Source organism: Mucilaginibacter sp. A5337, assembly GCF_059690695.1.
In genome coordinates, this window is record NZ_JCAWEC010000004.1 from 272,368 (window position 1) to 287,839 (window position 15,472).

Annotated in this window: 14 protein-coding genes; 10 read left to right on the plus strand and 4 right to left on the minus strand. The window is 41.9% G+C overall.

From position 1 onward, the window contains the following. Window positions 1-16 precede the first annotated feature (16 nt). Complete coding sequence (locus tag AC59JO_RS15050; RefSeq protein WP_413669887.1) at window positions 17-337, plus strand: hypothetical protein; 321 nt, start codon at window positions 17-19, stop codon at window positions 335-337. A gap of 141 nt (window positions 338-478) precedes the next feature. Here the strand turns inward: AC59JO_RS15050 and AC59JO_RS15055 are convergent, their stop codons facing one another. Beyond that, a complete protein-coding gene (locus AC59JO_RS15055; RefSeq protein WP_497306233.1) occupies window positions 479-2,314 on the minus strand; it encodes a DEAD/DEAH box helicase in 1,836 nt (611 codons plus the stop codon). 376 nt (window positions 2,315-2,690) lie between these two features. Next, window positions 2,691-3,158, minus strand: a complete 468-nt coding sequence (locus AC59JO_RS15060; RefSeq protein WP_497306235.1) for a DUF4293 domain-containing protein — start codon at window positions 3,156-3,158, stop codon at window positions 2,691-2,693. Window positions 3,159-3,286: 128 nt separating this feature from the next. Between AC59JO_RS15060 and truA the strand changes: the two genes are divergently transcribed. Both truA and AC59JO_RS15070 read left to right on the plus strand, forming a co-directional pair. Beyond that, a complete protein-coding gene (gene truA / locus AC59JO_RS15065) occupies window positions 3,287-4,078 on the plus strand; it encodes a tRNA pseudouridine(38-40) synthase TruA (RefSeq protein ID WP_413669884.1) in 792 nt (263 codons plus the stop codon). Window positions 4,079-4,281: 203 nt separating this feature from the next. Next, window positions 4,282-6,033, plus strand: coding sequence for an ABC transporter ATP-binding protein (locus AC59JO_RS15070; protein WP_413671122.1), 1,752 nt, complete (start codon window positions 4,282-4,284; stop codon window positions 6,031-6,033). A 72-nt stretch (window positions 6,034-6,105) separates the two neighbouring features. Here the strand turns inward: AC59JO_RS15070 and AC59JO_RS15075 are convergent, their stop codons facing one another. Then, window positions 6,106-6,309: a hypothetical protein gene (locus tag AC59JO_RS15075; protein WP_413669883.1), complete on the minus strand. Its 204-nt coding sequence runs from the start codon at window positions 6,307-6,309 to the stop codon at window positions 6,106-6,108. A gap of 360 nt (window positions 6,310-6,669) precedes the next feature. Here AC59JO_RS15075 and AC59JO_RS15080 point away from each other — a divergent pair, with 360 nt between their 5' ends. The 5 genes from AC59JO_RS15080 (at window position 6,670) to AC59JO_RS15100 (ending at window position 10,700) form a co-directional block, all read left to right on the plus strand. Beyond that, the gene (locus AC59JO_RS15080; protein WP_091215297.1) at window positions 6,670-7,548 is read left to right on the plus strand and encodes a cell division protein FtsX; all 879 of its coding nucleotides are present in this window, start codon (window positions 6,670-6,672) and stop codon (window positions 7,546-7,548) included. 85 nt (window positions 7,549-7,633) lie between these two features. Next, complete coding sequence (locus AC59JO_RS15085; protein ID WP_497306238.1) at window positions 7,634-7,927, plus strand: DUF3098 domain-containing protein; 294 nt, start codon at window positions 7,634-7,636, stop codon at window positions 7,925-7,927. Between the two features lie 92 nt (window positions 7,928-8,019). Further along, window positions 8,020-8,814, plus strand: a complete 795-nt coding sequence (locus AC59JO_RS15090) for an undecaprenyl-diphosphate phosphatase (RefSeq protein ID WP_413669881.1) — start codon at window positions 8,020-8,022, stop codon at window positions 8,812-8,814. A gap of 147 nt (window positions 8,815-8,961) precedes the next feature. Further along, window positions 8,962-9,693 (plus strand): tRNA pseudouridine(55) synthase TruB, encoded by a 732-nt coding sequence (gene truB, locus AC59JO_RS15095; RefSeq protein WP_413671121.1) that lies wholly within the window; start codon window positions 8,962-8,964, stop codon window positions 9,691-9,693. Window positions 9,694-9,773: 80 nt separating this feature from the next. After that, window positions 9,774-10,700, plus strand: a complete 927-nt coding sequence (locus AC59JO_RS15100; protein WP_497306240.1) for a bifunctional riboflavin kinase/FAD synthetase — start codon at window positions 9,774-9,776, stop codon at window positions 10,698-10,700. A gap of 87 nt (window positions 10,701-10,787) precedes the next feature. Here the strand turns inward: AC59JO_RS15100 and AC59JO_RS15105 are convergent, their stop codons facing one another. Next, window positions 10,788-11,411, minus strand: a complete 624-nt coding sequence (locus tag AC59JO_RS15105; protein ID WP_413669879.1) for a LysE family transporter — start codon at window positions 11,409-11,411, stop codon at window positions 10,788-10,790. A gap of 236 nt (window positions 11,412-11,647) precedes the next feature. On the opposite strand from AC59JO_RS15105, the gene AC59JO_RS15110 reads away from it, so the two are divergent. After that, the gene (locus AC59JO_RS15110) at window positions 11,648-12,574 is read left to right on the plus strand and encodes a cobalamin-binding protein (RefSeq protein ID WP_413669878.1); all 927 of its coding nucleotides are present in this window, start codon (window positions 11,648-11,650) and stop codon (window positions 12,572-12,574) included. Window positions 12,575-12,735: 161 nt separating this feature from the next. Beyond that, window positions 12,736-15,294: a family 20 glycosylhydrolase gene (locus tag AC59JO_RS15115; RefSeq protein ID WP_497306243.1), complete on the plus strand. Its 2,559-nt coding sequence runs from the start codon at window positions 12,736-12,738 to the stop codon at window positions 15,292-15,294. Window positions 15,295-15,472: the final 178 nt, after the last annotated feature.

Sequence of the window (15,472 nt, forward strand, 5' to 3'; positions counted from 1 at the left end):
TCTAACCTGATCCGTCATGAAAAAGTTTGTTCCGATGTTTGCTGCATGTGCAGTCACGTTAATGATTTATGCTTGTTCCAGTGCCCCCGCGCCAAACAAAAAGCTGGAAGGTAACTGGAAATCAAAAGATGGTTCAACCAAACTGTCAATAACCGATAAAGATTTTATCATGGATGACGGGCAGGCAAGCAAAGAGGATTATTTTGTGAAAAATGATACCATTTACACCTCATATCAGGGTAGCAGGCCTTACACCAAGTTCAGCATTAAAGAGCTTACGGATACTAAGTTAACGCTTTGTTACCCGGATTCGGATATTGTTGAATTTAGCCGTTAAACAACAAAAGCCTTTATTCCCGTATGCAGCGGTTAAAAGGCTTTGTTAACAAAACTAAACTAAAACTAATGCTTCTTACTAAAGGAAGCTCATGAAAACCACCACATGCTTTGCACATGGTGGTTTTTTTATGATGGGTGATTAAAATCTCCTTCTGCGTTCCGGACGATCTTCGCGGGGTTTGCCCGAAAAATCACGGAAGCCACCATTGTGCTCGCGGCGCTCGTTGCCGCGGTATCCGCCTTCACGGCGGTCACCACCACGGTATCCACCTTCACGGCGGTCACCACCACGGTATCCACCTTCTCTGCGGTCGCCACCACGATATCCGCCTTCACGACGCTCGCTGGTGCCTTCGCCTGAAATCTCGATCCTTACCGGGCGACCTTTGTATTCTGCTTCTTTGAAGCTGGTCATCACTTTATCAACATCTTCGTTCTGAACTTCAAAGAATGAATACACACCTTTAACGTCGATCTTGCCAACGGTACGGCCGCTTATTTTGGTAGTGTTACAAATGTAACCTAACAAATCGCCACGGTTAAACTCGTCAACCGAACCCAGGTTTATAAATAAACGGGTGAAGTTGCCTCTTACGCCGTTACCACGTTCGCCACGATCTTCAAACCTGTTACGGCCTTCTTCTACGTTAGCGTTCAGGTCTGGAGCGTTTTTATAATAATCAAGGAAACGGTTAAACTCGATTGAAGCAAAACGTTTAATAAAATCTTCCTTGGTGAAATCTTTAAACTCTTCATAAATGCGTGGCAGGTACTGCTCAATCTGCTCTTCGTTTACAGTAACATTGTGTACTTTGTGAACGATAGAGAACAATTGTTTTTCGCAAACGTCAAAACCTGTAGGGATTTCGGCTTTTACAAACTTTTTACCAATAACACGCTCAATCTGGCGAATTTTGCCTAATTCTTTAGCGTTTACGATAGAGATTGATACACCAGTTTTACCGGCACGGGCTGTACGGCCGCTACGGTGGGTGTAGTTTTCAATTTCATCAGGTAATGAATAGTTAATAACGTGTGTTACGTCGTTAACGTCGATACCACGGGCTGCAACATCAGTAGCAATTAATAATTGCAGGCTGCGTTCGCGGTAGCGTTTCATTACTTTATCACGTTGTTGCTGTGAAAGGTCACCGTGCAATGAATCGGCATTGTAACCGTCTTTGATCAGTGATTCAGCAATTTCCTGGGTTTCAATTTTGGTACGGCAAAATACGATACCGAAAATATCAGGGTTGAAGTCAACAATACGTTTAAATGCGGCATACTTGTCACGTGCACGTACTATATAGTACTCATGCTCGATATTAGCATTACCTGTGTTTTTTGCGCCCATGGTAAGCTCGAAGGGATCGGTCATGTATTTTTTCGCGATCCGCCTAACTTCGGCAGGCATGGTGGCCGAGAATAGCCAGGTTTTTTTCTCTTCGGGTGTGGTAGATAAGATACTATCAATGTCTTCCTGAAAGCCCATGTTGAGCATTTCGTCAGCCTCATCCAATACTACATACTTCACAGCCGAAAAGTCGATGGCCTTACGGTTTATGATATCAAGCATACGACCAGGTGTAGCTACTACGATCTGCACGCCGCGTTTGATCTGGCGTAACTGATCCATAATGCTTGCACCACCATAAACGGCAACAACATGTACGTTGTTCATTTTTTTGGCGTAGTTCTTAATGTCGTTCGCGATCTGTAAACAAAGTTCGCGTGTTGGGCATAAAACAAGTGCCTGTGGATGATTTTCTTCGAAATCAAGCAGTTCCAACAATGGTAGGCCAAAGGCAGCAGTTTTTCCGGTCCCGGTTTGGGCTAATCCGACAAAATCGTTGCTGCCTGTTAACAATACCGGGATTGACTGCTCCTGGATTGGTGTAGGATTCTCAAACCCTAACTCAGAGATGGCATTAACAATATCATGACGGATTCCCAGTTCAATAAATGGGTTGTTCATGAATTTAAATAACGAATTTGACAACATCGTCAAATCGGGCGCAAAGATAGCGTTAATGTTTTACAATTCCAATAGGTGCATTGAGGTAAAATGAACTTTAATGATTTTATTATAAATAACGCACTAATTGACTGAAAAAAAACAAGTTAATTAATGATTTCGTAATATAGACAGCCTTCTTTACCAGTTTTTAAGATCTGTTTCTTTGAAAGGAATCTTTTATTGAAGGTAGAAATTACAGATTTTTTAATTTGTTTTTTACACTCGGATAGCAACGAACAGCTTAGCCTTTAGCCTAAAGCTATAGGTATAGAAAAGAAAAAAAGCCAGACTTGTGACCTTTGGCTTAATACGCTCGACTTAACGTTAATGTGGCTTATCTCAACCTGTCGGCCGATTTTACCAGCTTTTCATCTTTTTTAATACTTTTTTGGGCAAAAATGATGAATACTATACTTAATGAAGTAAGGAACAAGCCAATGCCCATAGTATGTGTATCAAGTGTAATGCTGCCAGCCACAGCTTTAACAGTTTGTGCCATCCAAAAGCTGTAGCCTATAAGCACCAATATAGCGCTGTAGCAAAAAGCTATTTGCTGTTTGCGGTTTTTATACAGAAAGATGATAACCAGCGGCACAAGGGCAACAATAGCTGTTATGGCAGTAAGTGCAACAAATGTTTGAGTGTGTTGCTGCGCCCCGTTTACATCCTGGTAAATACCGGTAACCATAATGCTTGATGCTTTATCATTAATGTAAACGTTGTGTGCAAGCGGAAAAAAGAAAAGGGCGAACAGCACAAGGCTGGCAAATAAAAGATAAATGCTTTGGATGCGTTGAAGCATGATATTAATAATTATATGGGCAAATATAATTGTTTTGCTTGTAGAATGTAGCCGATTTGTTGCAGCCTTAAAATACTATGACCAAATTATGAACCCGTCATCGGTGTCAGATTATTAACTTTGTTGTCGTGAATACCAATCAGCGTTATTTTATTGAACTGGCTTATAATGGCACCGCCTATCACGGCTGGCAGGTGCAGCAAAATGCCGTAAGTGTGCAGGAGTTGCTAAATAAAGCCTTAAGCACCATATTACGCCAGCCAATAGAAACAACCGGCTGTGGCCGCACGGATACAGGCGTACACGCAAAAGAGTTTTTTGCGCATTTTGATGCCCCCCTGCCCCCTGAAGGGGGGGTAAGCGTACTGGAAAGCACCCCCTTTAGGGGGCGGGGGGGCCTAAACGCCCTGCTCCCTTATGACATCGCTATAAAAAATGTTATTCCCGTTCATGCCGACGCGCATGCCCGGTTTGATGCCACAGCGCGTTCATATCAATATCACCTCCATTTTAATAAAGATCCGTTTTTACACGGCTATTCATGGCAATTGCGTGATGTGCCCAATATTGACCTGATGAACCAGGCGGCGGCTATCATGATGCAGTATATTGATTTTAGCTGTTTCAGTAAATCAAATACCCAGGTAAAAACCAATAACTGCAAAATTACCCGTGCCGAATGGATAAAGACTGATAATGGTATTGTTTTTCATATTACGGCCGACAGGTTTTTGCGCAACATGGTTCGCGCTATTGTTGGTACGTTAATGATGATTGGCCGGGAAGAATTGAAGCCGGAAGCTATCCGCGAAATTATTGAAAGTAAAAACCGTTCAAACGCAGGCACAAGTGTACCTGCTTGCGGGCTGTATTTGACAGAGGTTAAATATCCGTACCCCTTAAGCCCCCTAGCCCCCTAAAGGGGGAACAATGGCGGAGAATGTTATTTTAAGATTTATAATTATACTTTAACTTTGATATAGTGGCTAAAGACGAAAAAGATAATAAGCAGGAAATTCCCCCCTCAGCAAACGGGGGAGCAACTAAGCAAGCGGCACCCCCTTTAGGGGGCGGGGGGGGCGTAACCGGAAAGGCCCTTGACTGGAAGCTGCTTGGTAGGGTAATGCACTATGTTAAGCCATATAACAAAACATTTGTTGTAGCTACTTTCCTCACCATTTTTATAGCTGCCAATGCTTTGTTGCAGCCTATCCTGATTCAGCGTACGCTTGATGTTAATATTTTGAACGATGATTATAACGGGCTGGTTTTTATGGTTGAGCTTATGATTGCCCAGCTTATCATTCAAACCATTGCCCAGTATTATCAAACCTATTCAACCAACGCGCTTGGTCAGTACGTTATCCGTGATCTGAGGATCGACATTTTTAATCATATTACCAGTTTAAGATTAAAATATTTCGACCGTACACCCATTGGTATGCTCATCACCCGCACGGTATCCGACCTGGAAACTATTGCCGATATTTTTTCGGAAGGGTTGATCTCCATCATGGGGGATATGCTATTGGTGGTTGCGGTAATAGGCTACATGCTTTGGCAGGACTGGAAACTGGCATTGATTACCCTCATCCCGATGCCCTTCCTGTTTGCTTCAACTTATGTGTTTAAGGAGGCTATCAAATCATCGTTTCAGGAGGTGCGTACACAAGTGGCGAGGCTCAATACCTTTTTGGCCGAACATATTTCGGGCATCAGTGTAATCCAGATCTTTGCCCGCGAAGACCAGGAGATGCGCAAGTTTAAAGCCGTGAATGAAAAATACCGTGATGCCAATATCCGCTCAAACTGGTACTATTCGATATTTTTTCCGGTGGTAGAAATTTTGTTTGCCATCTGCATGGGCCTGTTGGTTTGGTATGGTTGTAAACGGATGCTGTCTGACAGTCAAATGGCTGCTATTACCGTGTCAGGTAAAGGCATTACTCCTGGTTTGATCACCAGTTTTATTGTATTGCTCAATATGCTTTTTAGGCCTATTCGTCAACTGGCTGATAAATTTAATACCCTGCAAATGGGTATGGTTGGGGCCGACAGGATTTTTAAAGTACTGGATACCGACGAGGTAGCTGAAAATAATGGCACACTTACCACCGGCAGGCTTCAAGGAGATATCAGCTTTGATAAAGTATGGTTTGCCTATAACGATGAAAACTGGGTATTAAAAAACATCAGCTTCCACATCAAACCCGGCGAAACGCTGGCTTTGGTTGGAGCAACCGGGGCGGGTAAATCATCAACCATTAATATCCTGAACCGCTTTTATGAAATAGGTAAAGGCTGCGTTAAAGTAGATGGGCATGATATTCATGATTATGATGTTAACTACCTGCGCTCGCAGATAGCTACCGTGATACAGGATGTGTTTTTATTTAGCGATACGATTGCCAATAACATTAGCCTCAATAATCCAACTATCACCCGCGAACAGATTGTGGCTGCTGCCAAAGATGTTGGCGCGCATGATTTTATTGAGCGCTTGCCCGGCGGATATGATTATAATGTAATGGAACGCGGTTCCACCCTTTCGGCTGGGCAATCGCAGCTGATCTCATTTATCCGGGCTTTGGTTTATAACCCTGCAATTTTGGTTTTGGATGAAGCTACTTCATCTGTTGATACCGAAACGGAGATCCTGATCCAGAATGCTATCAATAAATTAATGGAAGGCCGTACGGCTATAGTGATAGCGCATAGGTTATCCACCATTCAAAATGCCGACAGGATCATTGTACTTGACCACGGCGAAATCATGGAAATGGGTACCCACCAGGAGCTGCTTAAAATTGATAACGGCCACTACCGGAAGCTGTACGATCTGCAGTTTAATTCGGCGGGGATTGTTAAGTCTTAGTTCGAAGCCGAAAGTATTAAGCCAGAAGTCAAAAGCATTCAGACTTAGAATCCTGGACTTAAGACTTCCGACTTACTTCTTCGGTACACTCTTAACAGAATGCACCGGTTGCTCTTCCTTTTCATGCTTTTTGGCGATATCGCCGCCATGCGGGTTATCGGCGTGATACTGTTTATCTTCCTTACGTACTTTACTTTTATGCCCATTGTCATTTGGTCTATGGGTAGGAGTGTCTGATGGTGAAGGTTTATCTTTCTGATTTGCTGGCTTTGTCATGATTTAATAACAACGGCAATGATGCTTTGTTTAATTCCAGATTTAGATCAGAATTTGGTGGTTAATTTGTCTGAATCAGAATTTACATAATTTTTAAATTTTCAGAATTATCCGTCAGTGTAATCAAGTCGCCAAAAGCGAATAAGATTCTGTTAATTCTTAAATCCTGTAAATTCTGATCCGGTTCAGCTGTTAATAAATGTTAAATCTGTTTAGCTAAGGCATTATTAAACATATTTATAAGCAATAAACTTTTACCTTTAGGGTGGGTTTCTTATTTTCGCAGAAATATGATATTAAATTGAGGGGGGATAGTGGTCTCAAACCTCATGTCTGATATCTAACATCTAACAAAAGTAAATGGAAGAATTTGAAGCAAGCGCATCCTCAAAAAAGACAAAAACCATCTACATTTCAACTGTATTTGGTATTGCCATGGTGCTGTTAATGGTAGGGTTGCTGGGTTTAATACTGGTATACGCTAAAAATATTTCGAGCTATGTTAAAGAAAACATCGTGCTTAATATTTTTGTTGATGATGCTGCCCATGAAAGCGATGTATTGCAACTTCAAAAGCAATTGGATGGCAACGTAATGGTGAAACAAACCCAATACGTAAGCAAAGAGCTTGCAGCCCGCAACCTGCAAAAGGATCTTGGCGAAGACTTTGTAAAGTTTTTAGGGTACAATCCGCTGTCGCAATCTGTTGATGTTTACCTGAAAGCCGAGTATGCCAATAATAAGGATATTGAAAAGTTTAAAGCCGAGCTGCTGAAAAACCCGTTGATAAAAGAGGTTAAATATCAGCAATCACTTGTTGATCAGATGAATCAGAATGTAACTACCATCAGTTTGATCATTCTTACCTTTGCCGGTATTTTTGTGGTGCTTTCGGTAGCGTTGATTAACAATACTATCAGGCTGGCCATTTACTCGCAGCGTTTCCTGATTAAGTCAATGCAATTGGTTGGAGCTACCAAAGGGTTTATTCGCAAGCCTTTTTTATTATATGGTATTTGGCATGGCTTACTGGGCGGCTTAATCGCTATCATCTTGCTGATAGGTACGCTTTATGTAGCTTATGACAATGTACCCGACCTGGTGTTTCTACAAAACTACACTGAGTTTGGTATTGTATTTTTAGGTGTTGTTGGGCTGGGTATTTTTATATCGGGCTTTAGCACCTTTTTAGCAGTTAACAAATTTTTACGTTTAAAAATATACGATCTGTACAGATAAGATTAAAGGCGAAAGGATAAAGCTGAAAGGTTTGTCTGAACTTTAATCATTAATTCAAAACTCAATAATTCAGTAATTAAAAGATATGGCACAAAAATTTAAACCAACTGCTTCTGTAAAAACAACTGCTGCAGCTTCGCCGGCATCTGCAGGTACTGTAAAAGCTACAGCGCCAGCACAACCGGTACAATTTATATTTGATAAAAGCAATTACCGAATGCTGATCATCAGCGTAGCTGTTGTAGCTTTCGGCTTTGTGCTGATGTCGGGTACAACTGATATTTACAGTACCACCAAAATAGTTATTGCCCCAATAGTAGTTTTAGGCGGCTTTGCTTTAGGTTTCTTCGCTATTCTTAAAAAACCTTCGGCCAATTAATAATTAGGCTGATTTTTACAGCAGGTTTGTCTTAATTAAAGCATGCCTGCTGTAAATAACATATACCTCTACCTCAACCCCTTAAAATCCCAATGAATTTAATCCATGTTATTATCCTTGCAATAATTGAAGGGATAACTGAATTTTTGCCTGTTTCGTCGACAGGGCACATGATCATTGCCTCATCGGTAATGGGCATAGCTGCCGATCCTTTTGTTAAACTCTTTACTATTGCCATACAACTGGGCGCTATTTTATCGGTAGTGATCCTGTATTGGAAAAGGTTTTTACAATCGGTTAATTTTTACCTGAAATTATTTATTGCCTTTATACCGGCTGCAGTATTTGGTGTATTGTTCAGCAAAAAGATAGATGCCCTGCTTGAAAGCGTTTATGTAGTAGGGATTACCCTTTTTGTGGGAGGTATCATTTTATTGTTTGTTGATAAATGGTTTAATAAGCCTGTAGTTAAAGAGGAGAAGGATATCAGCAATTTAACTGCTCTAAAAATTGGTTTTTTTCAATGTTTGGCTATGATTCCTGGTACCTCACGTTCGGCCGCTACCATTGTTGGAGGTATGACCCAAAAGCTGAGCCGTACCGCAGCTGCCGAGTTTTCATTCTTTTTGGCTGTGCCTACCATGTTTGCTGCAACCGCTAAAAAATTGTATGACTTTCATAAAGAAGGTCACATATTTACCGGTGAGGAAATCAAGTTACTGGCAATAGGCAACGTTATAGCATTTATTGTTGCCATGCTTGCCATAAAAACATTCATAACCTTTTTGGAGCGTAAAGGCTTTAAAATATTCGGTTGGTACCGTATTGTTGTTGGTGCCATCATTATCGGCTTAATGCTGAGCGGTCATCAGTTACAAAATATTTAACAGGATATTTTCTTTTAGATCGGATATCTGCAAGTGTTTTAAATATTTGCGGATATCCGATTTGTTTTTTGCTGCAATTCCCCATTCTGCGTCAATCAAGGCGAAAATCGTACCTTTGCGGAAAATCGGGCAACATGGCCCGGATAAATAGAAGATTTGAAGAATACGTACACCAAAATAGAGGAATTTGCTGAAGGTCAGCTTTTACTGGTTAACAAGCCTTATCAATGGACAAGCTTTGATGTGGTTGGCAAACTTCGCAATTCGTTTAAACCGCTTAAATTAAAGGTTGGTCATGCGGGCACGCTTGATCCGCTGGCTACAGGCTTGCTGATTATCTGTACCGGTAAAATGACCAAGCAGATAGATACTTTCCAGGCCGAAGAAAAAGAATATACAGGTACCATGGTATTGGGCGCAACTACGCCTTCGTACGATATGGAAACCGGGCCCGACAAAAGTTTCGATATCAGCCAACTCACCGAAGAAATGCTCCGTAATAACTGCGGAAAGTTTATTGGTGACATCCAGCAGTATCCTCCTGCGCACTCGGCCATCAAAGTTGATGGTGAGCGTTTATATGAAAAGGCACGCCGCGGCGAAGATGTAGAGCTAAAGCTACGTAACGTAACCATATCGGAATTTGAATTAACCCGTATTGAACTGCCCGAGATTGATTTCAGGGTAGTATGCAGCAAGGGAACTTACATCCGCTCGCTGGTAAATGATTTTGGCGCTGCTTTGAATAATGGGGCATATCTGTCAAAATTGAGGCGTACACGCAGCGGAAACTTCAAAATTGAAGATGCCTGGGAGGTGATGGAACTGGTAAACACCATCAGGGAATTAAAAGTATCAGATGTGCAAACGGCACGGTAAAGGAAATTTACAAAGCGCAAACACTCCGGTTGTTAATCCCATCAACTAAAAATTAACTTTGTGTTTTACTCATATAATTAATGAGGGTTTATCATAACATTGACGAATTTATAGCGGTAAACAATGCAGTAGTCACCATCGGTACATTTGATGGGGTACACATAGGGCACCGTAAAATCATATCAGGCATAAAAGAACTGGCCGAAAGTACAGGTGGTGAAACGGTGATCCTTACCTTCTTCCCACACCCACGTATGATCCTGCACCCTGAGGATGAAAGTCTTAAACTGATAACCACCATAGCCGAAAAGGCCGAACTGATGGAACAGCTTGGTGTCGATCATTTGATTATAACCCCTTTTTCAAGGGATTTCTCTAATCAATCTGCCGAAAGCTATATCCGCGATGTGCTGGTAAACAAAATCGGTACAAAGAAAATAGTGATAGGTTATGACCACCGATTCGGTAAAGACAGACAAGGCGGTTTTGAAGATTTGCAGCGTCTTGGCCCGATATATGGTTTTGATGTAGTGGAGATCCCGGAGCAGGACATCAATGAAGTTGCTATCAGTTCAACCCGAATTAGGAATGCTTTATTAAATGGCGATATCGATTTGGCGAACACCTTTTTAGGTTACCCATTCTTTATCACCGGAAAGGTTGTACGCGGAGACCAGATCGGTCGTCAAATCGGCTATCCTACGGCCAATATTGTTGTCGAAGAAAAATATAAGCTTATTCCGGGCGATGGCATTTTTGCAGTAACGGTTATCATTGCAGATCAGAAATATAAGGGAATGGCTTACATCGGCAGCCGTCCAACGGTTAATGGGCTTACCCGTAACATTGAAGTAAATATCTTTGATTTTAACGAGGAGATTTACAATCAGACTATCCGCATGGAATTTCACCACTACATTCGCGGCGATGTTAAGTTTTCATCACTTAATGAGTTGAAAGTGCAGCTGGCGCAGGATAAGGTGGATGTTTTAAGTCTTGAATTTTAAAGGAACCATGATTTTCGTGATTTAAGGATTACCTTGAATTTAGTATGGATCGTATCAGGTAATCCTCAAATCGGGCAAATCAAGGTTTTAATGCTTATAAAACGACAAATAGATCTGCTTTACAACATGATACACAGCAAATGCAAAAAACAGTATAGCTATGCTGGTATTGATCAGTTTGTTGCTTAATGCAAATTTATCCTGGATGTATTTGGCAAATTTGGCATAGATAAACAGGCATAAAAATGCACCTGCTGCCGAGCCTAAACTAAAAATAACCAGTGCTACCCGTCCGTCAAGTATCCACTCGTGCGTGATGAGGTAGGTGCCGGTCACCATCCAGAAGGGTACCTGCATAGGGTTTAAGAATCCTAATAAAATACCATATTTAATGCTGGCATGCTCCGAGTAATTAGCTTTTGGTGGGGCGTTACGATGGATCCAGGTGATATAACCCATTACGCCAAACAAAACAACCATGATCCAGTCGATGATGGTACCCAGTTTCAACTGTCCCGAAAGCCAGCGGGCGGCATGCATGATGAAATAAGTAAAGAAAAATTCAACGGCCGAAAAGGCAGTTATAAAGCGTACCGCTTCTTTAATGCCACGGTTTATAGTGATCTGTACTAAAGTTAGGTTTATGTTGCCGGGTGGTATATAGCCTATGAAATTGGCTATAAGCCCGATGAAAAAAGTCAAAAATATCATCGCAGCAAAGATAGGGTGTTAATTGAAGTTGGCAAATGGGCAGATGTGCAAATTTCAGATGTGCAAGTGTGCAGATGATTTCAATTGAGGTATAATGATTTTCATCTCAATTCAACAATCCGCACATCTGGAATCTGCACATTTCAAATCTGTACATCTTATCATAATTTGCACATCTGCACATCTGGAATTTGCACATCTATAATTCTTACATTTGCAAACTTTAACTTGTTAACATGCCAACTGAAAAAATAGTTTCATTACTGCCGGCCGCCACCGAAATAATTTGTGCTTTAGGATTAGAGAAAAACCTGGTGGGCCGCTCGCATGAGTGCGATTTTCCTGAGTCGGTAAAACAATTGCCGGTATGCACCGAAGCTAATTTTCCAGACGGCATGAGCAGCGCAGATATCGACGTAAAGGTAAAAGAGATTCTTGCCGATGCTCTTTCGGTTTATACTGTAAAACGTGAGCAAATTAAAGCCCTTTCACCAGATGTAGTGGTAACGCAGGCCCAGTGCGAGGTTTGTGCCGTATCATTAAAGGATGTTGAAGAAGCACTGGAAAACTATCTTGACAAACAGGCACAAATTATATCATTACAACCCAATAGTCTCGATGATATTTTTAGTGATATCGCCAATGTTGCCGGCGCACTAAATATACCGCAAGCAGGAGCCGATTTAATTGAAAACCTGCAGGAACGTGTTGACATCATTAAACACAAGCTGAAATTCATAGATAACAAGCCCACCGTGGCTTGCATTGAATGGCTCGAGCCTTTAATGATATCAGGAAATTGGGTTCCAGGCCTGGTAAACATTGCAGGCGGAACGCCGGTATTAGCGCAGGATGGAAAACATTCGCCGTATGTAACCTGGGACGATATCCTTCAACAAGACCCTGAAATTATTGTGGTAATGCCTTGCGGCTTCGGCATTGAGCGTACTATGCGCGAGATTAACTTATTGCTGGACCGCCCAGGCTTTGCATCGCTCAAAGCTGTAAAAAACGACAGGTTTTATATCGCCGACGGCAACCAATACTTTAACCGTCCCGGTCCCCGCATTATTGATTCCATCGAGATCCTGGCCGAAATTATTCGCCCTAAACAATTCATTTTTGGGTATGAGGGCGAGGGATGGATTAAGTTTTCGGTGTAAGCCCTAAGTCGGAAGTTTAGAGTCTTAAGTCGAAAATGAGCTACCATGGATTTAACTTAAGACTTAGTACTTTGGACTAAATCTTCCTTAAAATACTTATTAAAATAATTTAAAAAGTAATATATTTACTTGTCTGCTTTCTCCCAGGCACAGTATCAATTATGAACAAAATTTTTACGATGATGGTTATCGCCGCGGTTTTTGTTTGCAGCGGTTTTAAATTTAACGACGATCAGAAGCCGAACATTACCGAGTTGCACCTCAACTGGCAGGTGATGGACAATAACTATCAGAATAAGAATCAAGCACTCACCGCACTGGTAATTACCAATAAAAGCCATGAAACTTTACCGGCAGGGGGATGGAAGATCTATTTTAACTCTGGTCGTGGTTTTACAAAGGCAGCGGTAAGCAATAATGCTTTAATTGAACAGGTGAACGGCGATATGTACAGCATAACGCCAACTACAGGTTTTAAGGACCTGAAACCCGGGGGAAGCGCCCGCATTGAATTTGTTTGCGATGATCCCGTTGTAAACATTACCGATGCGCCTGAAGGCCCTTACCTGGTTTGGGATAATGCTCCCGAAAAAGGCTATTCTTTTGGTTCATATGATATTACGCCATATAAACCAACTTATCAAGGTTTGATAACTCCTGAAATTGTTTACGACAGGAATAAAACTGTTACCGATATTCCGGCCGATCAGTTAACAAAAGTTTTTCCTACGCCGGTAAGTTATACCGCGGGTAATGGGAGCTTTTCGTTTTCGCGTAAAACAGATATTGTGGCTGCCGATCTGCGCTTTAGCAAAGAGGCTTTGACTTTAAGTAATTATATCACTACCATCTTCGGCAAAAAGGAAGCGGGCAAGGTTTCGGCTAATATGATCTCATTTGAATATAAAGCCGGTTTGGGCGATGAAGCATACGAATTAAGTATAAAACCAGGCGCTGTTGTTATCCGGGCATCAACCAGTACGGGGATATACTATGGCATCCAATCATTTAAAAGTATGATCCCGGCTGCTGCCATGGCTAAAACGCTATCATCGGTACAAATACCCTGTGTTGAGGTTGCTGATGCGCCACGTTTTTCTTATCGGGCGGTAATGCTTGATGTTGCCCGTAACTTTCAGTCAAAGCAGCAGGTGTTGAAACTGCTCGAAGCCATGAGCCTGTATAAGTTGAATACGCTGCACCTGCATTTAACAGATGATGAGGGATGGAGAATAGAGATCCCGTCGTTACCTGAGCTTACTTCTGTTGGCTCAAAACGTGGCCATACGCTGGATAGCAAACATCATCTGCCGCCATCACATGGTTCTGGTCCGGATGTTAACAATCCTTTCGGTACAGGCTATTTTACTAAAGCTGAATATATCGAAATCCTGAAATATGCAAATGATCGCCATATCACCGTTGTTCCTGAAATTGAAACGCCAGGACATGCCCGCGGAGCTATTAAAGCGATGAATGCCCGCTACGACCGGCTGATGGCCGAAGGCAAAAAGGCCGAGGCTGAAAAATACTTATTGTATGATCCCAATGATAAATCTGAATATCGCTCTGTACAATACTGGAATGATAATGTGATCGATGTATCGCTGCCGTCAACCTATAACTTTGTGGAGACTGTTGTTAACGATTTGATCAGTACTTACAAAGAAGCCGGCGCACCACTGTCAACAATTCATTTCGGCGGAGATGAAGTGCCTGCTAACGTATGGGAAAAATCACCGGCTTATGTGGCGCTTAAGACCACTCATCCCGAAATACAAAGTACTAATGATCTGTGGTATTATTTTTACGGTCGTATTAATGATATTCTTAAAGCTAAAGGCATCCGTCTTTCTGGCTGGGAAGAAATGGCGCTTCGTAAAACTACGCTGGATGGTCAGCCGGCTTATGTGCCTAATCCAGATTTTATGAAAGAACACTTACAGGTTGATGTTTGGAACAATGTTTTAGGTGCCGGACAGGAAGATTTAGCTTATCGCTTAGCCAATGGAGGTTATAAGGTTGTATTAACCTGTGTTACCAATCTGTATTTTGATATGGCCAATTACAAATCATTTGATGAACCGGGTTATTATTGGGGCGCGTTTTTGGGCATAGATAAATTCTTTTCGTTTATCCCGTACGATTATTTTAAAAATGCTGATGTTGATAAACAAGGCAATCCGATAAACAGGAATATTTTTATTGGTAAGCAACGCCTTACCGACTATGGTAAAAGCAATATAGTAGGCTTACAAGGCGCATTATGGGCCGAGACGGTTAAGGGCCCTGAGCGGATGGATTATATGATCTTCCCACGTTTGCTTGGCCTGGCCGAACGTGCCTGGGCCGCGGACCCAGCATGGGCTACGGAAAAAGACCCTGCAAAAAGTAAAGAAGAATATCAGGTGGCCTGGTCAAACTTTTTGAATGTGTTAGGTAAACGTGAGTTGCCCCGTCTGTCTTATTACAATGGTGGTTATGATTACCGTGTACCAAAGCCGGGGATCAGCCTGCAGGATGGTAAATACCTGAGCAATGTGGAGTTTCCGGGTTTAACTATCCGTTATACAACCAATGGTAAAGACCCTGATGCCGGCAGTAAGATTTATACAGGCCCGGTTAACTATAATGGTGGCGTTATCAAGTTCCGCGCTTTTGATCCTAAAGGCAGGGGAAGTAACGTGGCTGAGGGTGGAAATAACAATTTGAACCCTTAAGTCTGTTTGCCGTTTTAGGTTTACAGATTGAAAAGCCCGGTATTTTGCGAAACAAGATACCGGGCTTTTTAATTATCAAATGCCGCCGCTCGGCTCCAGCCGAGTGGCAACTATCCCACGGCCTCTGGCCGCCGTAAACAAGCATGGCGCATACAGGACTCTATTTACTATGATCCAT